The organism is Mitsuaria sp. CC2 (assembly GCF_048957715.1).
Lineage (GTDB): Bacteria > Pseudomonadota > Gammaproteobacteria > Burkholderiales > Burkholderiaceae_C > Roseateles.
In genome coordinates, this window is sequence record NZ_JARVXN010000009.1 from 1 (window position 1) to 23,125 (window position 23,125).

At 68.8% G+C, this 23,125-nt stretch carries 21 protein-coding genes; 7 read left to right on the top strand and 14 right to left on the bottom strand.

Annotated elements, in window-relative coordinates:
* On the bottom strand, nucleotides 1–2,875 hold a 2,875-nt coding region (locus PV762_RS05245; protein WP_421033971.1), incomplete at its 3' end, for an ATP-binding protein.
* 154 nt (nucleotides 2,876–3,029) lie between these two features.
* Here PV762_RS05245 and PV762_RS05250 point away from each other — a divergent pair.
* Nucleotides 3,030–3,626: a MarR family winged helix-turn-helix transcriptional regulator gene (locus tag PV762_RS05250; RefSeq protein WP_421033972.1), complete on the top strand. Its 597-nt coding sequence runs from the start codon at nucleotides 3,030–3,032 to the stop codon at nucleotides 3,624–3,626.
* Here the strand turns inward: PV762_RS05250 and PV762_RS05255 are convergent.
* Together PV762_RS05255 and PV762_RS05260 are read right to left on the bottom strand one after the other, a co-directional pair.
* Entirely contained in the window at nucleotides 3,607–4,203 is a 597-nt protein-coding gene (locus PV762_RS05255) for a sigma-70 family RNA polymerase sigma factor (protein WP_421033973.1), read from the bottom strand. The genes PV762_RS05250 and PV762_RS05255 overlap by 20 nt on opposite strands.
* Nucleotides 4,204–4,228: 25 nt before the next feature.
* Entirely contained in the window at nucleotides 4,229–5,827 is a 1,599-nt protein-coding gene (locus PV762_RS05260) for a GMC family oxidoreductase (RefSeq protein ID WP_421033974.1), read from the bottom strand.
* A 216-nt stretch (nucleotides 5,828–6,043) separates the two neighbouring features.
* Here PV762_RS05260 and PV762_RS05265 point away from each other — a divergent pair, with 216 nt between their 5' ends.
* Nucleotides 6,044–7,117 (top strand): helix-turn-helix domain-containing protein, encoded by a 1,074-nt coding sequence (locus tag PV762_RS05265; protein ID WP_421033975.1) that lies wholly within the window; start codon nucleotides 6,044–6,046, stop codon nucleotides 7,115–7,117.
* A gap of 42 nt (nucleotides 7,118–7,159) precedes the next feature.
* Here the strand turns inward: PV762_RS05265 and PV762_RS05270 are convergent, their stop codons facing one another.
* Complete coding sequence (locus PV762_RS05270) at nucleotides 7,160–8,176, bottom strand: 1-aminocyclopropane-1-carboxylate deaminase (protein WP_421033976.1); 1,017 nt, start codon at nucleotides 8,174–8,176, stop codon at nucleotides 7,160–7,162.
* A gap of 148 nt (nucleotides 8,177–8,324) precedes the next feature.
* Here PV762_RS05270 and PV762_RS05275 point away from each other — a divergent pair, with 148 nt between their 5' ends.
* A complete protein-coding gene (locus tag PV762_RS05275) occupies nucleotides 8,325–8,858 on the top strand; it encodes an Lrp/AsnC family transcriptional regulator (RefSeq protein ID WP_421033977.1) in 534 nt (177 codons plus the stop codon).
* Here the strand turns inward: PV762_RS05275 and PV762_RS05280 are convergent.
* Together PV762_RS05280 and PV762_RS05285 are read right to left on the bottom strand one after the other, a co-directional pair.
* Nucleotides 8,841–9,065, bottom strand: coding sequence for a hypothetical protein (locus PV762_RS05280; protein WP_421033978.1), 225 nt, complete (start codon nucleotides 9,063–9,065; stop codon nucleotides 8,841–8,843). The two genes, PV762_RS05275 and PV762_RS05280, sit on opposite strands and share 18 nt — an antisense overlap.
* Nucleotides 9,062–10,375 (bottom strand): glycosyltransferase, encoded by a 1,314-nt coding sequence (locus PV762_RS05285; RefSeq protein WP_421033979.1) that lies wholly within the window; start codon nucleotides 10,373–10,375, stop codon nucleotides 9,062–9,064. Before PV762_RS05285 ends, PV762_RS05280 begins: the two co-directional genes overlap by 4 nt.
* Before the next feature lie 366 nt (nucleotides 10,376–10,741).
* Here PV762_RS05285 and PV762_RS05290 point away from each other — a divergent pair, with 366 nt between their 5' ends.
* Complete coding sequence (locus tag PV762_RS05290; RefSeq protein ID WP_421033980.1) at nucleotides 10,742–11,521, top strand: alpha/beta fold hydrolase; 780 nt, start codon at nucleotides 10,742–10,744, stop codon at nucleotides 11,519–11,521.
* Nucleotides 11,522–11,581: 60 nt separating this feature from the next.
* The gene (locus tag PV762_RS05295) at nucleotides 11,582–11,944 is read left to right on the top strand and encodes a hypothetical protein (RefSeq protein ID WP_421033981.1); all 363 of its coding nucleotides are present in this window, start codon (nucleotides 11,582–11,584) and stop codon (nucleotides 11,942–11,944) included.
* 155 nt (nucleotides 11,945–12,099) lie between these two features.
* On the opposite strand, the gene PV762_RS05300 is transcribed toward PV762_RS05295, so the two are convergent.
* On the bottom strand, nucleotides 12,100–13,671 hold the full coding sequence (locus tag PV762_RS05300; RefSeq protein WP_421033982.1) for a cation:proton antiporter: 1,572 nt from the start codon (nucleotides 13,669–13,671) through the stop codon (nucleotides 12,100–12,102).
* A gap of 214 nt (nucleotides 13,672–13,885) precedes the next feature.
* Here PV762_RS05300 and PV762_RS05305 point away from each other — a divergent pair, with 214 nt between their 5' ends.
* Together PV762_RS05305 and PV762_RS05310 are read left to right on the top strand one after the other, a co-directional pair.
* On the top strand, nucleotides 13,886–14,230 hold the full coding sequence (locus PV762_RS05305; protein ID WP_421033983.1) for a response regulator: 345 nt from the start codon (nucleotides 13,886–13,888) through the stop codon (nucleotides 14,228–14,230).
* 118 nt (nucleotides 14,231–14,348) lie between these two features.
* Complete coding sequence (locus PV762_RS05310) at nucleotides 14,349–15,299, top strand: spherulation-specific family 4 protein (protein WP_421033984.1); 951 nt, start codon at nucleotides 14,349–14,351, stop codon at nucleotides 15,297–15,299.
* Nucleotides 15,300–15,369: 70 nt separating this feature from the next.
* Here PV762_RS05310 and PV762_RS05315 read toward each other — a convergent pair whose 3' ends face one another.
* The 7 genes from PV762_RS05315 to PV762_RS05345 all read right to left on the bottom strand — a co-directional run bounded on the left by PV762_RS05315 (nucleotide 15,370) and on the right by PV762_RS05345 (nucleotide 23,032).
* Complete coding sequence (locus tag PV762_RS05315) at nucleotides 15,370–15,732, bottom strand: RNA recognition motif domain-containing protein (RefSeq protein WP_421033985.1); 363 nt, start codon at nucleotides 15,730–15,732, stop codon at nucleotides 15,370–15,372.
* 187 nt (nucleotides 15,733–15,919) lie between these two features.
* On the bottom strand, nucleotides 15,920–17,062 hold the full coding sequence (locus PV762_RS05320; RefSeq protein ID WP_421033986.1) for an aromatic ring-hydroxylating oxygenase subunit alpha: 1,143 nt from the start codon (nucleotides 17,060–17,062) through the stop codon (nucleotides 15,920–15,922).
* Entirely contained in the window at nucleotides 17,059–17,838 is a 780-nt protein-coding gene (locus PV762_RS05325) for a (2Fe-2S)-binding protein (protein WP_421033987.1), read from the bottom strand. Before PV762_RS05325 ends, PV762_RS05320 begins: the two co-directional genes overlap by 4 nt.
* Before the next feature lie 32 nt (nucleotides 17,839–17,870).
* A complete protein-coding gene (locus PV762_RS05330; RefSeq protein ID WP_421033988.1) occupies nucleotides 17,871–19,775 on the bottom strand; it encodes an IucA/IucC family protein in 1,905 nt (634 codons plus the stop codon).
* Nucleotides 19,772–20,407 (bottom strand): GNAT family N-acetyltransferase, encoded by a 636-nt coding sequence (locus PV762_RS05335; protein ID WP_421033989.1) that lies wholly within the window; start codon nucleotides 20,405–20,407, stop codon nucleotides 19,772–19,774. Before PV762_RS05335 ends, PV762_RS05330 begins: the two co-directional genes overlap by 4 nt.
* Complete coding sequence (locus PV762_RS05340; protein ID WP_421033990.1) at nucleotides 20,391–21,629, bottom strand: MFS transporter; 1,239 nt, start codon at nucleotides 21,627–21,629, stop codon at nucleotides 20,391–20,393. Before PV762_RS05340 ends, PV762_RS05335 begins: the two co-directional genes overlap by 17 nt.
* Nucleotides 21,620–23,032: a lysine N(6)-hydroxylase/L-ornithine N(5)-oxygenase family protein gene (locus PV762_RS05345; RefSeq protein WP_421033991.1), complete on the bottom strand. Its 1,413-nt coding sequence runs from the start codon at nucleotides 23,030–23,032 to the stop codon at nucleotides 21,620–21,622. Before PV762_RS05345 ends, PV762_RS05340 begins: the two co-directional genes overlap by 10 nt.
* Nucleotides 23,033–23,125 lie beyond the last annotated feature (93 nt).

A 23,125-nucleotide genomic window follows, 5' to 3' on the forward strand; every position in this document is an offset into this window, starting at 1 on the left:
CCCACGACAGCGCTCCCTGCTTTTGCGCCAGGTCGATGCCTTTGCGGATGGCGTCGACGCCCGCCTGCGCGTCGCCGGCCTCCAGGTGCCGCTCGCCGGCCAGGCGCAGCAGTTCGGGGTTGCACCATCCGGACTCGCCCCGCCGCGCTCGAGACAGCACGAAGTCGTCGGCCAGCGCGGGCTGCACCGTGCAGCGCGTCTCCCGCAGCATCGTGTCCATGGCCGGTCGGATGCCGGCCGCGTCCGGCGCGAGCCGCCCGTCCTCGATGTCAAGGAGCTGCTCGTAGCTGTCGGCGAATGCACGCCAGAAATGCAGCGACCTGGCCTCCGCACTCTGGCGCAGGAGCGCCGTCCAGATCCGGGCCTGCGCCAGGTCTCCACGCCAGAACGCCACCGGTGCGGCGCCGATGGCGATCGCATAGCAGAGCGACAGGGCGTGGTCGATGGCGACGGCTTCCCTGACCGCTTCGGCCGCGGATGCCAGCGCGGCGTCTGGCCGTCCCTGAAGCCACTGGATCCGCGCGCTCACCGCCAGTGCGGCCACCCGTTGATCGAACTGGAACCAGCCGATGCCCGCCGCCTGGTTGATCGTGGCGGGTTCGTCGAGGAGCCTCTGCGCGAACGGCGAGGCCAGATCCTGTTGGCCGTCCAGGTGCAGGCCGAGCGCCATCATGCGGGCATGGGTGAGGCCCACGGAGCCATCGTCGCTGGTGACATCGACCGCGACGGTGCCATCGGTGGCGGAAAGGACCGGTGTGGAGGCCACCTCGCCGAAGCGCTCCGCCAGCGCGCGCGATCCGGCGTAGTCGCCGGTCGCATTGCAGACCAGCCACAGGCCCCAGAGACAGCGCCTGCGCGACATCGTCGCCTGGCGCTGCTCCGCGATCACGAGCGCGCGCCGGAACGACCGGGCCATTGCGGCGCTGTCGCCGCGGGTGTGCCAGAGTGCGTGGCCCAGCCCCTCGCACAGATGCATCTCGTCTTCGGCGTCGCTGTCGGGGGTGGCGTCGAGGGTGGCGTCTGGCGCGTCGATCTGCGCCAGCGCGCGCTCCGCCATCTCGCGGTATTCGGCCAGCAGCGACAGCGAGAAGTACAGCGGCGCCGCCCGGGCCACGATGGCCAGGCCGAGCGACCGCGTCTCCTTGCGCCTGAACGCCCAGTGGATCGCCAGACGCAGATCGTCGATCCACCGGGCGTGCTCGCACATCCATCGGGCCGTCTGCGGCTGACCCGGTTCGCCGGCCTGGGCGCTCGAACGCAGCAGGTCGCGCAGGAAGATCGCGTGTCGCCATGCCACCCCCTGTTCGACCTCGCTCGCCGCCAGGCGTTCTGCGGCGTACGCCCGCGTGGTCTCCAGGAGGTGGTAGCGGATGGTGCCCCCGGTCCGGTCCGAGCTCAGGAGCGACTTGCTGACCAGGCCTGCGAGGCCGGCGTCCAGGGCCTCCGGTGACCGACCCGAGACGGCGCTCGCGGCCGCGTACGTGAACTGGGCCTTGAAGACGGAGAACGCTGCCAGCATCGACTGCTCGTCGGCGGACAGCAGCTGGTAGCTCCAATCCAGCGTGGCGCGCAGCGTCTGCTGCCGGGCGGGCGCGGTGCGCCGACCGCGCCCGAGGAGGGCGAGCCGGCTGCCCAGGCGATCGACCAGGCCGGCGAGCCCGACGACGTCGACCGCGGCTGCCGCCAGCTCGATTGCCAGAGGAATGCCGTCCAGGCTGCGGCAGATGCCGCAGACCTGCCGGGCTTCCTCGTCTCCCAGGTGGAACGCGCGGGACGCGGCACTCGCGCGATCGACGAAGAGACGCACCGCCGGATAACGCAGGGCGTCCCCGGTGCTGGGCAGATTTCCTGGAGGCAGGGTCAGCGGCCCGAGCCCGTGGACCCACTCGCCGTAGGTCCGCAGCGACTCCCTGCTGGTGCACAGCACGCGCACATTCGGCGCGTGGGCGAGCAGGTACTCGACCGTGTCGGCGGCGCCGTCGACGACGTGTTCGCAGTTGTCCAGCACGAGGAGCAACTGCTCGTGGCTCCGCAAGGTGGCGGCGATGGCGGGCAGCGGATCCGTGTCGGACGCCTTGATGCCGAGGGCGGAGGCGACGGCCATGCCGATGTGCGCCGAGGTGGCCAGGCTGGCGAGTTCGACGAACACCGCGTCGAACCCGTCCCGCTGGCTGAGCTTCTCCGCCACGGCGCGGGCGACGCTCGTCTTGCCGATGCCGCCGGGCCCCGCAAGGGTCACGCAGGGCCATTCGGCGAGGCGGCGCGTCACCTCGTCGATGTCGTCCTCCCGACCGACGAGCGAGGACAGCAGCGACGGCATGGCGCACGGGCGTGCCGCCGGCTGCGGCGTCGTTGCCGATGCTGATGCTGATGCTGATGCTGATGCTGATGCTGATGCTGATGCTGATGCTGATGCTGATGCTGATGCATCGGCTGCGGAGACGGGTTGCGGCACGTCAGTGCCGGCCCGTCCGACCGTGGCCACGAAGCAATAGCCGCGAAGCGGCACATTGGTGATGAAGCGCCGGCCGTCCCGTCCGTCGCCGAGGGCCTTGCGCAGAGCGGCGATCTGGACCCGCACGCCGCCCTCGTCCACCACGCGATTCGGCCAGGCGGCCGCCATGAGGTCCTGATTGGAGAGGACTTCGCCGGGACGCTGGCAGAGCGCGACCAGCAGGTCGAAGGAGCGGCTGCCGAGTCGCAGGGGCTCGCCATGGCGCGACAGCGTGCGACGCGCCGGGGAGATCTCGAATTCACCGAAACGCAGGAGACCGGCCCCGACGCCGCTGGCGTCGACGTCCGGCGCCAGCGGCGGCATCGGCAGCGGCGGCATCGGCAGCGGCAAGAGCGGAGGACATGTCGGCGGAGTGCTCATGGCGTGTGGTGCTCGGCGAGGGGGGCTGTTCCCCGGACAAAGGCACTCCGCAGGGCGGCGGCGGGCCGTTGCAGAAATTTATCTTAACTTTAAAGATACGTGATCTTGGATATACTTTCAAAGCATCAGTTTTTCCACCTACCTCCAAAGAGGCATGACATTGGCCAAGCCGCGCACGAGCGTTTCCGAGCTGCTGGGTCAGCTCGCCGAGCAGTTGCCCGCACCGCAGGACACGGAGGTCAGTCCGGTGTGGGGCAACTCGGACGTGCTGATCGACCAGTGGCGCGGCGAGTTGGGGGACAAGGCCTCCGAGGCGATGCTCCTGGGCATCCGCATCCGGCGCATCGGCATGCTGATCGACCGGCTGCTGATCGAGGACTGCACGGCGCTGGGGATCAAGTACGACGAGTTCATGCTGCTGATGGCGCTGCGCCGGATCGGCGAGCCCTATGCACTGCGGCCGACCGACATCCTGCGGATGCACAGCGTGACCTCGGGGACGGCGACTTACCGCATCGACAAGCTGACGTCGCAGGATCTGGCGGAACGCATGAACGATCCGAACGACCGCCGCAGCTACCTGATCCGTCTGACGCCGCGCGGCAAGAAGACCGTCGACGCGGTGCTGGCCCGCACCGACGCGTTGTATCGGGAGAAGCTGGCAGCCATGTCCGGCATTCCCGAGGGCTTCAAGACGCTGGAAGCGGGTCTGCGCCTCTTCGAGGCCTGCCTCACGCCCGAAGAGGGCTGACGTCCAGGCAGGACCGCAACTGATCCAGCCCGCCGCGCAACCGGCCCTTCACCGTGCCCAGCGGGGTGTCGAGCAGGTCGGCGATCTCCGTGTGCGCCAGCCCGCGGTAGTAGGCCAGGGCCAGCGATTGACGCTGCGCGGCGGACAGCACCAGCATGCAGCGGTCGATGCGGGCCTTCGTCAGACTGAGCTCCAGCAGCGCCTGCGGATCGCCGCTCGCGTCGGCGGCGACCTGCAGGGCGCGGTCGTCCAGATCGACGGTGCATTCCCGTTCCCGCCGGCCTGAGCGCAAGGCGTCGATGGCCCGGTTGCGGACGATGTTGATCATCCACGTCATGGGTGAGGCGACGTCCGACCGGTAGCTGTCGGCTCTCTGCCAGATGCTGACATAGGCGTCCTGCAGCACCTCGCCGGCCCGCGCCTCGTCGCGCATCACGCGCAGGGCGATGGAGAAGAGATGCGCCGACGTGGCGCGGTAGAGCCGCTCGAACGCGTCGCGGTCCCGCTGGACGACGCGTGTGAGCAGGTGGCGCAGGACGGCGGAACCGTCGGACGCGGCGGGGGCGGACCGGAACATGATCGGAGAGGCCTTTCCGCTGGCGTCAGAATCCGTAGGCGGCGCTGATCTCCTCGACGGCGCGTTCCCCGATGATCACGCAGGGCGCCATGGTGTTGCCGCTGGTGATGTGGGGCATGACGGACGCGTCGGCGATGCGCAGGCCTTCGACCCCGTAGACCTTCAGGGCGCCGTCCACCACCGACATCTCGTCGCGCCCCATCCTGGCAGTGCAGGACTGATGCCAGTAGGTGACCGCGGCGTTCCTCGCGTAGTGCTCCAACGCAGCGCCCGACAGTCTGCCGGGAAGGCTCTCGCGCCTGACCAGACCCTTGAAGGCGGATTGCGCGCCGAGTTCCTGCACCAGGCGGATGTTGTCGAGCGCGCAGCGCAGGTCGTCCGGGTCGGCCAGCGTGTTGGTCTGGATGATGGGCGCGTCCGTGACGTCGGGACCGGACAGGGTGACGTGGCCGCGGCTCTTCGGATGGGCCAGGCCGGCGAACATGGTCCAGCCGTGTTGCGGCACGTCCGGGCCGGCATTCTCGGCGCTCGGGACTGGGAATTCGACCTGGCAGTGGAACATGTCGGGCAGGCGCATCGCGCTGTCGCTCGACCAGTACAAGGTGGCCTCGGAGCCGCCGTGGCCGACCTGTTGCGGTTCTTCGTACTCGAAGATGGTGGCGAAGGACACGTGGTCCTGATGGTTCGCGCCGACGCCGGGCAGATGCTGGACCAGCGGGATGCCGTGCCGGCCGAGCTCCGCCTCGGGGCCGATGCCGGATTGCATCAGGACCTTGGGCGTGTTGACCGCGCCGAGCGACAGGATGACTTCGCGATCGGCGGTGAAGCGCTCCAGGCGTCCGTCGCGCACGACGTCGACGCCGACGACCCGCTTGCCGGACCAGACCAGCCGGCTGACCAGCGAGTGGGGGAGCACCGTCAGGTTCGACTGGCCGCGGCGCGGATGGACATAGGCGCGATAGATCGATTGGCGGCGACCCTCCTTGACGATGAGGTCGTTGATGGCCGCGCCGCCGCGACCTTCCATCATCTCGCCGTTGGGGTTCTCGAAGGTCGGGATGCCGATCTGGCGGGCGGCCTCGAGCAGGGCGGTCGCCACCGGCTGCGGACGCGCCGCCGGACTCACGTGGACCGGGCCGGAGACGCCGCGCCGCTGCGGGTCCGGCGCGCCCCAGTAGTCCTCGACACGCTGGTAGATCTTCAGCACGGACTCGTAGTTCCAGGCGTCGTTGCCGCTGGCCAGCGCGAAGTCCTCCCAGTCGTTCATGTGGCCGCGCGCCCAGAGCATCACGTTGATGCTGGAGCCGCCGCCCAGGGCGCGGCCCATGTTCAACGGGATGCTGCGGTCGTTGAGGTGGGGATTGGGCGCGCCGCTGAAGTTCCAGTCGCGTTCGGAGCCGAGATTCAGCGGCCACTGGCCGGGTTCCATGACCTCGGGGCAGTCGTCGTCGCCGCCGGCTTCCAGCAGCAGGACGCGCACGTCCGGATCCGCCGCCAGGCGGCCGGCGACCACGGAACCGGCGGTGCCGGCGCCGCAGACGATGAAGTCGAAGTGGCGGTCGGGCGTGGAGCGGGCGTCGCCAGACGGGTCGCGACGGGAGGATTCGGTGGAGATCGGAGCCATGGATGCAGTCGGTGGTGAGTGGAAGGGGTGAACATGCGGATCCGGCCTTGCCGAATTTCGCTGCAAGTTTCAAATCTACCAAAGACATCGAAAATTGTCGAATTTGACCGAATTTGTAGGGCTGAGGGGAGCGGCGCGCCCGGCGTTCCGCCACGCGACGTAAACTGGCCTCCGTGCAGCGCTGGGCCTCCGGTCCGGGCTTGCACCTCCGCGCAGATGACAGACGACGTCCTCACCACCACTGAAGCAGCAAAGCTCCTCGGCATCTCGGTCCGCACCGCCCAGCTCATGATCGAGGCCGGCAAGCTGCCCTCGTGGAAGACGCCCGGCGGCCACCGTCGCGTGCTGCGCAGCGACGTCGATGCGATCCTTCCCGGCGGAGGCGCCGCCGTGGCGGTCGCCGCGCACGTGTCCTCGGCGACCGTGCTGGTGGTGACCGACGACGCGGGTCGTCCCGGCTTCGAGGCCGTCCTGCGGCGGATCGCGCACGTCTCTCCCGTCTTCCACGCCGACACCTGGGCCGCCGCCGCCGCAGTCGGCGAGCGGGTGCCTGCCGCGGTCGTGGTCGATGTGGCCGCCTTCCAGGGGGCAGGGGTGGGACTGCTGCAAGCGCTGGCCGACTCGGACCAGTTCAAGGCGGCGGCGCTCGTCGCCGTCTTTCCGGGCGGCAGACGGGGTGCCGTGAAGCTGCCGGCGCGCGCCGTCAAGACCAGCCTCGACGCGCTGGGCGGTGTGCTGATTCCGCTGACGGAGGACAAGGTCCAGGCCGCCGTCGATTTCATCGAGGGCGAGTTCCCGGTGTCGCCGAACGAGGCCGGTCGGCTTCAGGCCGTGGCGCGCTCGGGGCTCGTCGACACGCCGCCGGAATCGGCTTTCGACCGCGTGACGCGGCTGGCCGCCAGTGAGCTCAAGGCGCCCGTGGCGCTGATGACGCTGCTGACCGCCGATCGACAGTGGTTCAAGGCCCGTGAGGGGCTGGACCTGGCGCAGACGCCGAGAAGCTGGGCCTTCTGCAATCACACCCTGCTGCAACGGGACGTCTTCGAGGTGAAGAACCTGTCCAAGGACGAGCGCTTCGCCGCCAACCCCGCGGTGACGGACGCCCCGAACTTCCGCTTCTACGCGGGAGCGCCCGTCTATGACCCCGACGGCTTCGCCCTGGGCTCCATCTGCGTCATCGACTACCGTCCGCGCCAGCTGGATCCTGCCCAGCGCAGGACGCTGCAGGAGCTGGCCGCGATCGCGACCGACGCGGTCCTGCTCCGACAGATGCGGCAGCGCGTGAACTGACCGGCGATCGATCGGTCGCATCGACATGGCACCCGCCGGCGCTCATCCGTTGCGGAAGAGGAAGCTGTAGGCGTTGAGCGCGGGCACGCCGCCCAGATGCGCATAGAGCACGCGCGACCCGGCGGGGAACTCGCCGTTGCGGACCATGCTCAACATCCCGTCCATCGACTTCCCTTCGTAGACGGGGTCGGTGAGCATGCCTTCCTGACGCGCGCACAGGCGGATCGCCTCGAGCGTGCCGTCGCTCGGCAGCCCGTATTCGGGTCCGCCGAAGCGCTCGTCGAGCACGACGTCCCGCGGCTCGATGTCGCGGCCGAGGTCGACCAGCGCCGCGGTCCGGCGGGCGATGCGCAGGATCTGCTCGCGTGTCTGCGCGGGCTTGGCGGAGGCGTCGATGCCGATGACGCGATCGGCGCGGCCGTCCGCGGCGAATCCGACGACCATGCCGGCCTGCGTGCTGCCGGTGACCGAGCAGACGACGATGTAGTCGAACCGGAACCCCAGCGCCTGCTCCTGCTGCCGCACTTCCTCGGCGAAGCCGACGAAGCCCAGCCCGCCCAGCGGATGCTCGGAGCAGCCGGCGGGAATGGGAAAGGGCTTGCCGCCGGCGCGCCGCACGTCTTCGAGCGCCTGCTCCCAGCTGGGTCGGATGCCGATGTCGAAACCCGCCGCGTCCAGGCGCACATCGGCGCCGAGGATGCGCGACATCTCGATGTTGCCGACGCGGTCGTAGACGGCGTCGGCGTAGTTGACCCAGTTCTCCTGGACCAGCACGCACTTCATGCCCAGATGGGCCGCGACCGCGGCGACCTGGCGGGTCTGGTTCGACTGGATCCCGCCGATCGACACCAGCGTGTCGCAGCCCTCGCGCAGGGCTTCGGGGATGAGGTATTCGAGCTTGCGGGTCTTGTTCCCGCCGAAGGCCAGGCCGCTGTTGCAGTCCTCGCGCTTGGCGTAGAGCTCGACCTGCCCGCCGAGGTGGGCCGACAGCCGTCGCAGCGGCTGGATCGGGGTGGGGCCGAAGGTGAGCGGATAGCGCTCATGTCGATCGAGGGTCATCACCGTCCTCCACGGGGATGCCGGGGCGGCATCGAGAAGAGGATCGTAGGAACATGTGCGCGCAATGGGATTGCGACTTCGACGGCCTTCGCCGTATAAATCGCTCTACGGTGGATTCGTCGTTGATGAAAGTTGCCAGGAGATCATCATGCGCAAAACAATGTTGCGTGGCGGCAGTGACGCTGGCGCGGCGGGGGCCGCGGGCGGTGCGGTCGGCATTGACGCGCTGGACCGCATCGACCGCACGATCCTGAAACTGCTGCAGCGCGATGCGTCGCTCTCGAACGTGGCGCTGGCCGCCAAGGTCCATCTCAGCGCGCCGGCCTGCCTGCGGCGTGTGGAGCGGCTCAAGACGCTCGGCTTCATCAAGGGCATCGTCGCGCTGGTGGAGCCCCGGGCGGTCGAGGCGGGCACGCTGATCTTCATCGGCGTGGTGCTGGACCGGTCGACGCCGGAGTCCTTCGCCCAGTTCGAGAAGCTGGTCCAGAAGATCCCGGAGTGCCTCGAATGCCATGTCGTCTCGGGCGAGGTCGACTACTTCATGCTGGTCCGGACCAGGGACAACGAAAGCTACAACCGGCTGCACGCCACCCAACTGCTCTATCTGCCCGGCGTGCGGCAGATCAGGACCTTCATGGTGTTGAAAGAGGTGCTGTCCAAGACCTCATTGCCGATTCCCTGAATCGGCGGGCGGTTTGTCCGCCTTGTCCGCCTTGTGGGCCTTGTCCGCCGTGTCCGGCATGTCCGGCACGTCCGGGAGAAACAATTCCTCGATAGCGTTCACGTCCAGCAGCCACGCAATCGCCGACCAAGGCCAACCGAGGCGCCTGCGCGGAGGCCAGCCCTCCCGACGCTCGGTGTGCGGTCCTTCCTGGAAGGCCGAAGTCATGGCGCCGCCGCCGTGCCCGGATCGGCTGCCGCTTCAACCGCAGCGATGACAGCCGCCACCGCATCGTGTCGGTGGTAGGCCTTGCGCAGTCGATGGGCCGCGGCGAGAAAGCTCAGGGTCTCCAGGACGGTCTGCACCGCCGTGAGGATCTCCTCGGCGTAGATCGGTGACGTCAGTTGAACGCCCGCTCCGGCATGGACCACGCGCGCGGCGAGTTCCCGCTGCGCTTCGTCTTCGGGACCCAGCACCACAGGGATGCCTTGCGACAGCGCGCGTTGGACGTCGGCGTCGCCGCCGTGACTCACCATCACGTCGACCCAAGGCAGCAGGGCCTCCGGCGGCAGAGACCGGGCGGCTCGCGCATTGACCGGCAAGGGGCCGAAGCGCTGTGCGTCCCAGTCCACCGTCACGACGATGAGCACCGGTTCGTTGTGCAGCGCGTAGAGCGTCGTCAGCACAAGCGGATCCAGGTCTCCGCCGGCGACCCGTCCTGCCGCCAGGAAGACGACGGGTCGCGCCGTGTCGAGATCGCTCCACCAGACGGGCAGGGCGGCGGCGCTGGGAAGCAGGGGCGCGAGGCCGATGAAGCGCAGGTTGGGCAGCGGGTCGCGCCGCGGGTATTCCAACGGCGCGACACCCAGTTGCAGGAACCGATCCGGCAAGGTCAGCATGCCGTCCAGCACGAACGGCGGCGGGCGGGTCGCGCCGCAACGCTTCAGCGTCCTGCTCAGCGCCGCCTGGGCGCCCGCGAACAGTTCCCGCAACTGCGCGTCCATCGCCGCATGCAGTCGTCGGCCGTTCTCGCTCCTGTCGGGCGGCAGTCCCGTGCCGAAGGGCGCGAGAAAGGCATCCGTCGCCGGCAGGGGCATGACGCCGATCGACAGGACGGCGGCGGGGCGGTGACCCGGCGCGCCTAGGAGCAGCGGCCAGGCGCCTAGGAACATCGTGTCGTGGATCAACACGGTCGCCTCGCCGGGGTATCGAGTCGACAGGCGTTCCAGGAGCGACTGCAATGATGCGTGCTGTCCGCGGACGCGGTCGACATGATGGCGCCGCACGCCGTGCGCAAAGCTGAGCAGCCGCCTGGCGACAGCCGTGCGACACGGGATGCCGCCGTCATCGATGTCGTCCGTGTCCTGCGCATGACGCATCGCCTCGAACGCGATGCCGGCGGCTTCCGTGCGGACCCGGAAGGTGGGCTCGGCGAGGAAGTGGACGCGGTAGCCGCGACGCGCCAGGGCCGTGGCGAAGGGGAGCAGCGATTCGAAGGCGTGGGTATCGAGGGTACAGGCGAAGACGACAGCAGGCATGGGGACGTGAGGGGTTCGAACATCAAGCCCTCGACCTACGAAGAACCGCGCGATGCGGATCGAGGTCCACGTGAAAGGTGATGTAACGGACCCTTGAGGCAAGGACTGACCCCGCGCCGTCTTGCCCCCTCTCCCGCTTGCGGGAGAGGGCAGGGGTGAGGGACAGCGGTCGTGGCGGTCTACCTCCTTTGGACAGGTTCGGCGCACGCCTTGGAGGCTGACCGGATCGTGCCAACGTCGCCCCGATCTCCCCTCCACGGGAGCGATGGCGACAAGGGCCGGGAAGCAGAAAGTTCGGACCACAGGCTGCCACAGCGACAGCTATAGCGCCTGAGCTCTGCCACCCACTCTCCCAAGGAGATTCAAATGAAGCCCACCATCAAGCTGCCGTTCCTCGTCGCCACCCTGAGCTTCGCGTCCATCGTCGCGATGGAGCCCGCATCGGCCGCCCCGCCGGTCGGCAAGACCACCGTGGTGGTCGTCCACGGCGCCTTCGACAACGGCGCCTCGTGGAACGGGGTCATCACCCGGCTGCAGGCTGAAGGCCTGGACGTCGTCGCCGTCAACAACCCCCTGACCTCGCTGGCCGACGACGTGGCCGCCACCCGGCGCGCCCTCGACGCCCAGACCGGGCCGGTGGTGCTGGTCGGCCACTCGTGGGGCGGCATGGTGATCACCGAGATCGGCAACCACCCGCGCGTGAAGTCGCTGGTCTATGTCGCGTCGTTCGCGCCGTCCGAAGGGCAGTCGATCGTCGACCTCAGCAAGGAGTACCCGACGCCGAGCGGGCTGTCGCACGTCGTCAGCGACAAGGAAGGATTCGTCTCGATGACCTTCGAAGGCATCACGCGGCATTTCGCTCAGGACGTGCCCCTGTCCGAGACACGGCTCATCGCGGCGACGCAGGGTCCGATCCGGGGCAAGGCCTTCGAGGAGAAGGTGACGACCGCGGCCTGGCGCACGAAGCCGTCGTGGTTCATCGTGTCCGACAACGACCTGATGATCCAGCCCGCCCTGCAGCTCGACAACGCCCAGAAGATCGCCGCGACGACGATCCGCCTGAAGGCCGGTCACGTGCCGCAGCTGTCCAAGACCTCGGAAGTCGCCGCCGCGATCCTGGCCGCGGCCAAGGTCCAGCCGAAGTGACGGCCGGCAGATTCCTCCCCTCCCTTTCCATCACCCCACCACCCCCACCTGGAGACTGCCATGAACCGCTCTTCCACCTTGAATGCCGTGTCTCGCGCCGCCCTGACCATGATCGTCGGCGCCTCTGCCTTCATCGGCGCCGCCGCCCGCGCCGATCACTATCCGCGCGTGGACGTCGAGCATCGGCACGGCATGCCGTCGATGCTGACCCGCGCCGAAGTGCTGGCCGATCTGCGGATCTACCAGGAGTCGGGACTGGCCGAAGCCGAGCGCGTGTCGCACGAGCTGGGCCACGACATCGCCGGGCTGAACGCCGCGCGTGAGCGCTATGTCGCGCTGCGTCAAGGAGGTCGATTCGCGATGCTCGTGATGCAAATCTCCCAGCGCACGGGCGAGCCCGTCCGTCAGGCGCGAGGCGTCTGAAGGCCGCCGTGGGCGCCGGTCCCGGCGTCCACGGACGGCGTGGGTCGTTTCACTCTGATTGTGCGAACGCTGCCCGATCCAGCAGACAGTCGATGAACGCGCCGAGACGTGCTCGGCGCATCGAGCACGCCGGGTGGGGGCGGACGATGCCGCTACTAGGGAATGGCATCCGCATTGGCGGCACGCAAGGGATCCGTGGCTTCGAGCCAGTCCAGTTCGTTTTCGAGCGCGTGGAAGGCGTCGTCGCCGATCTCGGCGGCGTCCCGCATGTCCAGCAAAGTCTGGCGCGCCGCGCTGAGGGCGCCCTCATAGGCCGTGTCGTAATCGACGCCGAACGAAGCGGCCGCACTTTCCGGGGCATGCAGCGGACGCCCCAGATGCATCTTCAGGTTCTTGCGTGCGAGATCGAGTGCCGCGGATTTTTCCGCCGGGATTCGCGCCAGCGCGGCCTCCAGCATGCGTTGTCGCGCGGCCGTCTCTTCCTCGCCGACGGGGTCGTTATCGCGCAGCTTGAGTCCGCGCAGCAACGGCTTCAGCGTCAGTCCCTGGATCAGGAGCGTGCCCAGGACGACGAGGAAGGCGGTCAGCAGGATCAGGTCGCGGCCAGGGAAGGTGGCGGGCAGCGCAAGCGCTGCCGCAAGCGTGACGACGCCTCTCATGCCGGCCCAGGAAATGACGAGCCCGCTGCCCACGGTGGGCCTGAGCATCAGCCGCGCCGCGCGCAGGCTGTGGCGGCCCCCGAGGAACTGCAGCAGCTGGTTGAAGGTCATGTGCCACACGATGCGCACGGCGATGACGGTCGCCAGAACAGCCGCGGCCACCGACAGGTACTGGTCCCGGGTCGTCTGCGGAAGCTCGATGAGGATGGGGCGCAGCTGCAGCCCGATGAAGATGAAGGCGAGCAGGTTGAGCGCGAACACCACAGTCGCCCAGACGGCATTGGTGGGCACGCGCACGCGAGCCCCGATGCGGGCCGGCGCAAGGCGCGCCAGGGTCATGGCGAAGCCGACCGTGGTGAGCACCCCCGACAGCCCGAAGCGCTCCGAGAGCTGCCACACCGCGATGGTGCCGACGAACTGCAGCAGGATGGCCGTCGGAATGTGCTGGACGCGCTCCAACAGCCGCTGCGTCAGGAAGCCGAGCACGGGCCCGGCGATGAGGCTCCCCACGACGCTGAGGACGAATGCTGGGGCCACCGCCTGGATGACGAAGCCTCCGGAGGCGACGGCGCCGACCGCCAGGCGGTAGATCAGCAGCGCGCTGGCATCGTTGAGCAGGCTCTCGCCCTCAAGCACCCCCAGGATGCGTTGAGGCGGATGCAGCGGGCGCAGGACGGCAGTGGCCGCGACGGCATCCGGAGGCGCGACGATGGCGCCCAGAGCAACGGCCGCCGCCCAGGGCAGGGACGGGACGAGGGTGTGCACAACGAGCGCGACCGCCGCAGTGGTGAGCCCGACCGCGACGACAACGAGGCTGGTCAAGGGCAGCCAGTTGTCCTTCAGATCGCGCAGTGACGCGTCGTATCCGGCGTCGACCAGAATAGGCGCCACGAACAAGGCGAGCACCAGGTCGGGCGGCAAGGTGAGCTCAGGCGCGCCTGGCACCAGCGCAAGCGCCGCGCCACCAAGCGCGAGGAACACCGGCGACGGAGCGCCGAGCTTCCTCGCCGCGGCGGCCAGGAGGACTGCGGCGACGAAGAGGACGATGATCTGTTCCAGTTCATGCACGGTCTCAGTATGTCAGCGCAACTGGGTGCAGAAACTGATGCATACCCGTGCGGCCGAGGTTCCAGGCGGCTTCGTCACTGTGAGGGCGCGTCGCAGATCATGAGCACGGCCGCTCGGCGGTGCGGTGCGGTGCAGTGCGGTTCGGTGCGCGGCACGACGTTTGCCGATGGAGGGCATGAAGACTGAGCCCCGATCTGATTGCAGGATCCTGGTGGTGGACGACAACGTCGACGCGGCCGACTCGCTCGTCGCCCTGCTGGGTGCGCTGGGCTTTGACGCCTGTGCCGCCTACGACGGCAGGCGGGCGGTGGAGCTGGCCGCGTCATTGCGCCCCCGCCTGATCATCCTGGACATCCAGATGCCCGACATGGACGGCTTCGAAACCGCGGCCTGCATCCGCGGCGCGGAAGGCCAGCAGCGCACCTGCCTGGTGGCGCTGACCGGTGATCTCCATGACCTGGACCCCGTGCTGGCGGACTGCATCGGCTTCGACGAATTCATCCTCAAGCCGGTGACCGGCAGGCGATTGCGTCAATTGGCCAGCGTCGCCTACCGATGACAGTTGGTCGTCGGTCGCACGCCGATCCTGTTCACGCGAGGCAAGTTGGGGCAGTCGCTGAACCCATGATTGCGGAAGCGATCCCTCCGCGGGGCAAGGTTGTTCGCGACGAGCGACCATGGGCTCGTCGTTCACGATGGCTGGCGAAAGCCCCTGGCGCATGATGAAACCGATGAACGCCTCGACGCGAGGCCGGCTCAGATCTCCCATCGCCGCGATGGCCTTGGCGGCCGCATTCTTCGCACTCGCCGCGCTCAGTCCGGCCAGTGAAGCCGCGCCGTCCAACTTCGGCATGCTGGCCCTGTGGGATCAGTCGCCCCGCAGCTATGAGGGGCGGGTGCCGCCGGGCAGTCTGGTGGTCATCGGCCCGGTGCAGGGCGTGCAGCGCCTCGATGCGACGCAGCGGGCGAACTGGAAGGCGGTCATCCGGACCATCCGGTCGCAAGGAGGCCAGGTGCTCGGCTACATCGCCATGGGACACGGCGGCGTGACGCAGGACCAGCAGGCCAGCTTCGCCGCCGTGCCGCTGGAGATCGCCGCCTATCGCGACGTCCTGGACGGGGTGGACGGCTTCTTCTTCGATCAGGCGGGACCTGATCCGATGCTCGCCGTCAAGCCGGACGCGTGCGAAACCGCGAATACCCGCTGGCAGGGCGTGCGTGCGCATCTGTCCGCGCTGAACGTCGGGGGCACCGTGGTCTGGAATGCGGGCGCCTCCGGACCCAACCACTGCTTCTTGCGATCGGCCCGCGCGGGCGAGCATGTGGTGAGCGTCGACGGTCCGGCCGACGATCAGCGTGGGCGGATTCTCGACGCGCACGCCCGAGAGGTGGCCGACGCGCTGCAGGTCAAGACCTGGGCGCTCATCCATTCGGCCACGCCCGCTCACATGCAGGACGTGCTGAAGCAGACCCGCACGCACTACGTCTATGTCACGGACGGCGCGCGTACGCTGTCGTGGGGCGGACCGATCTGGAACTATCCCCCCGTCTACTGGGGAACGGACGCCGACCCGCGGTCGGAGCGCGGGTGTCTGCGGCGCGTGCAGGCCGGCGCGGCCTGCGATTGACGGGCTGGCGCGTCGAGACGAAAAAAAACCGGCTCCAACGAGCCGGTCCTTTCAGCCGAGGCTGCCGGGATCAGTAGCGTCCGCCGCCGAAACCGCCGTTGCCGTAGCCGACGTCCGAGCGCTTGCTCGAACGGAACTCACCCGAGCCGCTGTTGCCGCGGCTGCCGCCGGCGTCGTTGCCGCCTTCGCGCGGGCGGGCCAGCGTGACGACGATGGAGCGGCCGTCCACCGACATGCCGTTCAGCGCGGTGATGGCCGCCTGGGCGTCTTCGGCCGAGGCCATTTCCACGAAGCCGAAGCCCTTGGAGTTGCCGGTGTCGCGGTCGGTCATGACCTTGGCGGACTTGACGCTGCCATGTTCCCCGAAGTTGCTTCGGAGGCTGGCGTCGGTCACGGAGTAGGGCAGATTCCCAACATAGATCTTGGTGCTCAAGGAGAGCCTTTCTGAGTCATGGCGCGCCGTCAGGAGTCTGAGGCGCCCCATAGGCGCGCACGGCGCGGAGGATGCGTGCTCGACCTCTGGCGTGAGCAGATGGTCGGTACGCGAACGGCTGCAGTCTGGCGGCATTGCCAGTCAGCCATGAGGGGACACCGATTCTACGCGACTCGCGCCTTGACGGCTAACCGCCCATCGTCAGCCGGTACCACTCATGGAAATGCCGCATCCCGTCCTCCATCGGCGATTGATACGGACCGGCATCGGTGGTGCCGCGCCGGACCAGCGCCCGGCGTCCCGCATCCATGCGCTCGGCGATCTCGTCGTCCTCCACGACCGTCTCGTTGTACGCCGCCTGGTGCGCCGCCACGAACTCGCGCTCGAAGGCGACGATGTCCTCGGGGTAGTAGAACTCCGTGACGTTGAGCGTCTCCTGCGGACCGCGCGGGTGCAGCGTCGAGCGCACCAGCGCGTGCGGGTAGAGCTCGATCATGTGGGTCGGGTAGTAGGTCACCCAGATCGCGCCGAACTCCGGCGGCACGCCGCCGCGATAGGCCAGCAGCCGGTCATGCCAGGCGCTGTAGACCGGCGATCCCGGCGAATCCAGCCCGCGATGCACGCCCACGCGCTGCACGCTGAAGGGCTCGGCGAACTCCCAGTCGAGGTCGTCGCAGGTCACGAAGCTGCCCAGACCGGGGTGGAAAGGGCCGACGTGGTAGTCCTCCAGGTAGACCTCGATGAAGGTCTTCCAGTTGTAGCGGCAGGTGTGGGTCTCGATGCGGTCCAGCACGTAGTCCGAGACATCGAACTCCGGCCGCTTGAACAGTCCGGCCAGGTCGCGCGCGGGGTCGCGCGGACCTTCGAAGAAGGCGCCGTGGCACTCCTTCAGCGGATACCGGGGAAGATGCGCGCAGGGCTGCGGCGAGAAATGCGGCGCGCCCACGAGTTCGCCGGCATCGGTGTAAGTCCATCGATGCAGCGGGCAGACGATGTGACCGCCAGCGGACGCCGGCAGCCGCCCGTGCGAAGTGCCGGCCGTCACCGCGCCCGGATCGCCGCCCAGGATCAGCGCCTGGCGGTGCCGGCACACGTTGGACAGCAGCTTCACGCCGTCGCGTCCGTTCACCAGCACGCGCCCGTTGTCCTCGTGGCCGAGGGTGCGCCAGTCGCCCGTTTCCGGCACCCATTGACGATGCCCGACGTAGCGCGGCGCCTGGCGCTCGAACATCGCCATCTCGCGCTGGAAGCGCTCGTCGTCGAAATAGGCCTGCGCCGGCAACTGCGGCTGGGTGGACAGCAGGTGGGCGCGTCGGACGATGTCGTTCATGCGAAGTTCCGGAGATCCAGGGCGCCCAGCCGCCGCAGCCGTTCGGCGCGCGGCAGGCGCGGGCAGGTGTTGCACATGTCGCCGCCGGCGCGCCTGTCGTCGAGGCAGCACACGCCGCGGTCCAGCGCCAGGCACGAGGTGCCGGGCGCCGTGTCGAAAACCAGGTAGCCGCTCTCGCCGGACGCGCCGAGGTGCCTGAGCCAGTCGGCGCCGATGTCGGACAGTGCGTCGTCCGCGAGCCTCGCGATCGGCTGCACTCGCAGCAGCGCGGCGAGCACGCAGTCGGCGAGCTGTCGCCGCGCCGCCTTGGGATGCAGCGGCAGGGTGGCCTGCACGGCGCCCAGCAGCGTGGCCGATAACGTGCGCAGTTGCGCGGCCGCCTTGGCACGGCCTGACCCCGCCGTCGCCCCCGCCGTCGCCTCCGGAGTCGTCGCCGCAAAGCCAGTCGCCGGAATGGCAAAGCCGGTCACGTCCGCCTCGTCGACGTCCACGTCCCAGCCGAGGCGGGCCAGCGGCAGCACGCCGCCCGCCAGCTCGACGGCGAACACGCTGGCGTAGGTCGGCTGCCAGACCAGCCGCGACCAGGCGCGCAGCGCCCAGTACGCCCGGCCTGCCTGGGGATCGCGCGCCCGCAATGCGGCGACGAGCCGTTCAGCGGCCACAGCGGCCGGCAGGGGCGGCGCGATGACCGCTTCTGCATCGACCTCGACATCAACATGGACATCGACATCGACATCGACATCGACACCGCAACGCCCCTGCAGCGACGGCACCACGGTGCGCGCGTGCGCGAAGAAGGCGGCGAGGGTCAGGATGCGACCTCGGCCGGCGCGGACGCCGACGCCGATGCCGCCCCGCGCTTCGCCGCGGTGGCGGACGCTGCCGGCGCGAACGGGGCCAGCGGGTTGTCCAGCGTGCCGACGATCTTCAGGTTGGCCGCCGGATCGGACAGGTTGATCATCTGCGTGTTGTTGCCCATCTGCAGCCGGTTCAGGCACGACTGCCGGAAGGTCGCCGCGAAGAGGTCGTAGCGGGCGTACTTGTCGCGGTGCTGCGGATGCTCGTCCTGATAGCCGCGGATGTTGTCGGCCACCTCGTGCCAGAAGTCCGACTCGCTGCACGCGCCGTGTTCGACGAGGACCTGGTTCATGTACCGGAAGAAGCCGTCGAAGATGTCGATGAACACGGCCAGCGTCTTCAAGTCGTCGGGGAAGTCCATCACCAGCCGGCGGACGTTCTCCGGCAGTTGCGCCTCGGTGTTGAAGATGGCCGCCTCCTCCGCGATGTCCTTCATGAGCACGCGCACCGGCACGTGGTCCCGCAGGACGAGGATGAGGTTCTCGCCGTGCGGCATGAACACGAGGTCGTGGGCATAGAAGCAATGGATCAGCGGCGTGAGGTAAGCCTGGAGGTAGCGCTTCAGCCAGGCCCGCGCACTCAGCCCCGAAGCCTCGATGAGCGCCGGCAGCAGCGCCACGTCGTCGCGGTCCACGTGCAGCAGGGCCGCCATCGTCATCAGCCGCTCGCCCGGCTTGAGCAGGGGCAGCGGGTTCTCGCGCCACAGGGCCGAGAACATCTTCTTGTAGGGCGTGTCGGACTCGACGGCAGCCTCGTAGTAGTGGTTGCGGAAGCCCATGGAGGCGACCTCGCGCAGCATCGTGAAGCCGTTGGCGCGCAGTTCGTCGTCGCGGTCCAGCAGGTCCTTGATCCATTGGTTGATCGCCGGCGTGCCGGACATGTAGTACGGCGAGAGACCGCGCATGAAGCCCATGTTGAGGATGGACAGCGAGGTCTTCACATAGCGCTTGTGCCGCGCGCCGAGGTTGAACATCGTGCGGATGGACTGCTGCGCGAGGTATTGGTCGTCGCTCAGCCCCAGGAAGACGATGCGCCGCTGCGCGACGTACGGCGCGAAGGCCACCGAGAGCTTGTTGGCCCACTGCCAGGGATGCGCGGGCATGACGAGGTAGTCGGCCGGGGTCAGGCCTTGCTCGCGCAGCTGGCGGTCGAAGCGGGCGAGCGTCTCGTCGCCGAGCTCCTCGCGCAGCAGCTGCTCGTAGCTGAGGTCGGGCACGCAGTGGAAGGCCGCCTGGTCGCGGTGCACCGCCAGCCACACGATCCGGAATGGCGAGGCGGCCTCAGGGGCGTAAGCGCGGTAATCGGCGCCGTCGAAGCCGAGGCGGCCGTTGTTGGCGACGAAGGCCGGGTGGCCCTCGGTCATCGAGGTCTCGATCACCTGGAAGTCGGCCTCGTGGATCAGCGCGCGGCTGCCGTGCGCGGTGTTGAGCCGCTTGTACGCGCTGCTGTAGAGCGTGCTGCAGATCTCGTCGAGGTAGATCGGCAGCTGCTCGGGCTTGAGGCCCAGCGCCTGCTTGAAATCCGTCATGAAGCGCAGCGCGTCGAGCTCACGGCTGACGCCGCCCGCCAGGCACTCGATGGACTCGGCGGACACGGCCCAGTGCCCCAGCGCCATCAGCCGCGCCTCGAAGCGGTAGACGGTGTTCCCGTCGGGCGTGGCCAGCGAATAACACTGATGCAGCGGACGCCGCGCGGCCGACGCGGGATCCAGCCGCGGTTCGATGATGCGTTCGTGCGCGTACTCGGACAGCGCCTTGCGCACGAGCAGGCGGTTGACCGTCCGCCAGACCTCCGGGTTCAGGTGGTCGACCACGGCGGCGGGCGAGGGCGTCGAAGGCGGGGTATGCGAGGTCATGCGGGAATCTCCTGGAGGTGTTGCAGGGCGGTGCGGTAGTCCGCGCGGGTGCACAGCGCGAGGCTGGCGACCTTCTCGCGCAGCTGGACGTCGCCGCGGTAGACGAAACCGAAGGTCTTGTTGAGCACGTGGATCCGTTCGTTGTGCGCGTCGGGCTCGACGACGACCCGGCGTGCGCCCAGGCCGTCGAACATCAGGTCCATCACGGCCTGGAAGACGCGGCGCGAGAAGCCGCGCACGGGCCGGCGGGCCGGCGCCACGCAGATGTGCATGCCGAGGTCGCCGGGCTGCACCGCGTAGTGATCGGCCAGCTGGTCGAAGCGCGGTTCGTAGGACTCGGCCAGCACCACGGGCTCGCCTCCCAGCGAGCCGATGTGGACGTCGCGGAAGCCGCAGGCCAGTTGCGCGGCGTAGAGGTCGCGGACCTCCGCCACGCTGCTGCCCTGCAGGCACCAGAACTTCGCGTGCGGCTGCTGGAACCAGCTGTGGATGAGCGGGATGTCGTCCGGGATGACGAGGCGGCGGAACGCCAGGCCTCCCGGCGAGGTGTAGATCGCCGGCGCATCAGCGGCAGCATGGGATGCCGACGCGGCGGCCGTGTCGGCGACGGCGGATTCAAGCGACGGGCGCATGGGACGACTCCTCCGGATCAGGGGTGAGGGCGGGCGCGTGGTCCGCGGAGCGCGCTTTCGGGAAGCGCCAGAGCCACAGCGCGGCCGCGAGCAGGAAGGCCGTACCGGCCACGATGAACGGCGCCCGCAGGCCGAGCGTCGCCACCAGCGAGCCGGCGGTGAACGACGCGAGCAGCACGCCGCAGTTCTGGAAGATGTTGATGACGCCGTAGTCGCGGCCGAAGTCGTCCGGTGTGCTGAGCTGGTAGAGCTGCACGTCGAAGTTGATGACCAGCTGGTACAGCGCCCAGCCCAGCAGCACGCGCCCGATCAGCAGCGTGGCGACGTCGGGCGCGGCCTGCAGTCCCAGGCCCACGGCGCCCAGCATCAGGTTGGCGAGCGTGCGGCGCGTGGGGTGCTGCTCCGGCAGCGTGAGCCAGCGGTGGATCAGCAAGGCGCAGACCGCGACGATCTTGGGCACCGCGAAGGCCGCGCCGGCTGCCAGTTCTCCGCCTGCCCCGCTGCCCGCATCGCCGAGGCTGGACCAGTAGAGCGAGAAGAAGGGCCGCACCAGCGCCGCGCCGAAGTCGAACAGCAGCATCACCACGGCCAGCTTCAGGATGGGCGCGTGACCGGCCAGGCTGAAGCGCCGCGGGGCGACGCGTTCCTTCGCGTCCTCGGCCAGCACCGGCACCATGCGCCGGCTGCGGATCAGCCAGGTGCAGATGAGCATCTGCACGACGTCGGCGAGGGCCATCAGCAGCACGCACGCGCGCACGCCCCAGTGCTCGATCACCGCGCCGCCGGTCACCGCGCCGAGGACCACGCCCAGGTGGGCCGTCACCGACAGCAGGCCGATGGTGCCGCCGCGTGTCTCGTCGGACTCCGTGCGCATCAGGTAGGGGAAGTTGAGCAGGTAGCTGCTCTTGAAGGCGAACATCGCCATCGACAGCACCCAGTAGCTCACGAGGTCCGGCGCCCAGTAGCTGGCCAGGCACAGCGCCGCGGCGATGCCCTGCGTGTACTGCAGGATGTGCAGCGTCTCGACTCGGCGGGCGACCCGCACCCAGAGCGGAAACACGCACATCACCGTGATGGAGATGAAGGCGATGTAGGCGCCGACGTGCCAGGGGCTGCCGTCGCCGTAGCGCTCCGCGAAGAACTGCGGATAGAACGGGATCAGCAGGCCGTCGCTGATGACGGCGAACAGCGTCATCAGGATCAGTCCGTGTTTCAGGCGCATGCTTTGTCCTGCGGGAAGTGCGGAGAATTCGGGAAGAGGCCCGCGGACGGCAGCGCCCGGAACAGCGGCGATCGCGGCACGCCGAAGCTCTGCAGCGCGAAGCCGGTCTCGATGGGGTAGTGCTCGCGCCCGGTCAGCTCGCGGATCAGGCAGGAGTTGCGATAGCAGGCCAGGCCCAGCTCGGGGTTGCTCAGCCCGTGGCTGTGCAGGCCGCCGTTCTGCACGTAGACCTCGCTGCCGGCGATGTCGACCGCGTAGTTGCGCGTCGGCTGGTAGCGCCCCTGGCGGTCGAAGCGCAGGCGATGCTCGATGCCGCCGAGGAAACGCGGCACGCGCTGCCGGTAGCCGGTGGCGAAGATCAGCCCGTCCGTCTGATGCTCGAAGACCTCGCCGGTGTCGGTGCGGTGGAACTCGAGCAGGTGCTGTCCGCTCGCCTCGTCGAATCGGCAGCGGCGCAGTTCCGACTGCGTGACCAGATGCGCCTGGTGGCTGCGACGTTGCCGCGCGCGTTCGAGCTGGTGGTAGATGTCGTCCATCAGCCGCGCGTTGATGCCCTTGTAGAGGCTGTCCTGCCGCGCCAGCACGGCGGCCTTGCGCTCGTCGGGCAGGTCGTAGAAGTAGTCGGTGTAGTCCGGGGAGAACATCTCCAGCGTGAGCCGGGTCGTCTCCATCTGGAAGAAATAGGGCGAGCGCGTGATCCAGTTGACCGTGGTGCCGCGCGACGCGGCTTCCTTCAGCAGGTCGTGGCAGACCTCGGCGGCGCTCTGGCCGCTGCCCACGATGGTCACCGAACGCTTGTCCAGCAGCTGCGCCCTGTGCTGCAGGTAGTGGGCGGTGTGCAGGTAGGGAGGGGCGTCGCCCTCGCAGCATGCCGGCAGGCTGGGTTGCGCGCCGACGCCCAGCACCAGCTTGCGCGCGAGGAACTCGACGATCGCGCCGTCCGCGCGACGGGCATGGACGCGGTAGAGCGCGCCGCCCGGGCCGTGGGCATCGTGGGAGACCGACACCACCTCATGGCCGAAGCGCACGTTGGGCAGGCGTCGCGAGGCCCACTGGCAGTAGCGGTTGAAGGCCTCGCGGGTGATGTAGTGCGGGCCGTTGATGTAGTGCGAGTAGATCTCGCCGCTGTGCTTGCAGTAGTTGAGGTAGCTGTAATCGCTGGTCGGGTCCGCGAGGCTCACGAGGTCCGCGAGGCAGGGGTTCTGCAGCGTGGCCTCGTCGATCAGCATGCCGGGGTGCCAGTTGAATTCGCGGTGGCTCTCGAGGAAGAGCGCGCGGCAGGGCACCGTCGCATCGGCCAGCGGCGCCAGGAGGCAGGCGAGGCTGAGGTTGAAGGGGCCGAGGCCGATGCCGATGACATCAAGCACCTCGGCGTCGTTGGATAGTGGATCGTTGCCAGGCATCGTGGCCGCCTTCCAGTCGGTGAGGGTGGGGAGCGCGGCCGTCGACCGCGCGCTACCTCCCTTTGACGGATGCCGCGATCGAATTTTCAGGAA

Excerpts from the sequence above, each read along its gene's own strand:
- PV762_RS05270 (WP_421033976.1), bottom strand. The coding sequence starts at position 8,176 with ATGACCCTCGATCGACATGAGCGCTATCCGCTCACCTTCGGCCCCACC.
- PV762_RS05290 (WP_421033980.1), top strand. The coding sequence starts at position 10,742 with ATGAAGCCCACCATCAAGCTGCCGTTCCTCGTCGCCACCCTGAGCTTC.
- PV762_RS05330 (WP_421033988.1), bottom strand. The coding sequence starts at position 19,775 with ATGACCTCGCATACCCCGCCTTCGACGCCCTCGCCCGCCGCCGTGGTC.
- PV762_RS05310 (WP_421033984.1), top strand. The coding sequence starts at position 14,349 with ATGGGCTCGTCGTTCACGATGGCTGGCGAAAGCCCCTGGCGCATGATG.
- PV762_RS05265 (WP_421033975.1), top strand. The coding sequence starts at position 6,044 with ATGACAGACGACGTCCTCACCACCACTGAAGCAGCAAAGCTCCTCGGC.
- PV762_RS05335 (WP_421033989.1), bottom strand. The coding sequence starts at position 20,407 with ATGCGCCCGTCGCTTGAATCCGCCGTCGCCGACACGGCCGCCGCGTCG.
- PV762_RS05320 (WP_421033986.1), bottom strand. The coding sequence starts at position 17,062 with ATGAACGACATCGTCCGACGCGCCCACCTGCTGTCCACCCAGCCGCAG.
- PV762_RS05295 (WP_421033981.1), top strand. The coding sequence starts at position 11,582 with ATGAACCGCTCTTCCACCTTGAATGCCGTGTCTCGCGCCGCCCTGACC.
- PV762_RS05280 (WP_421033978.1), bottom strand. The coding sequence starts at position 9,065 with ATGACTTCGGCCTTCCAGGAAGGACCGCACACCGAGCGTCGGGAGGGC.
- PV762_RS05340 (WP_421033990.1), bottom strand. The coding sequence starts at position 21,629 with ATGCGCCTGAAACACGGACTGATCCTGATGACGCTGTTCGCCGTCATC.
- PV762_RS05275 (WP_421033977.1), top strand. The coding sequence starts at position 8,325 with ATGCGCAAAACAATGTTGCGTGGCGGCAGTGACGCTGGCGCGGCGGGG.
- PV762_RS05250 (WP_421033972.1), top strand. The coding sequence starts at position 3,030 with ATGACATTGGCCAAGCCGCGCACGAGCGTTTCCGAGCTGCTGGGTCAG.
- PV762_RS05345 (WP_421033991.1), bottom strand. The coding sequence starts at position 23,032 with ATGCCTGGCAACGATCCACTATCCAACGACGCCGAGGTGCTTGATGTC.
- PV762_RS05255 (WP_421033973.1), bottom strand. The coding sequence starts at position 4,203 with ATGTTCCGGTCCGCCCCCGCCGCGTCCGACGGTTCCGCCGTCCTGCGC.
- PV762_RS05260 (WP_421033974.1), bottom strand. The coding sequence starts at position 5,827 with ATGGCTCCGATCTCCACCGAATCCTCCCGTCGCGACCCGTCTGGCGAC.
- PV762_RS05285 (WP_421033979.1), bottom strand. The coding sequence starts at position 10,375 with ATGCCTGCTGTCGTCTTCGCCTGTACCCTCGATACCCACGCCTTCGAA.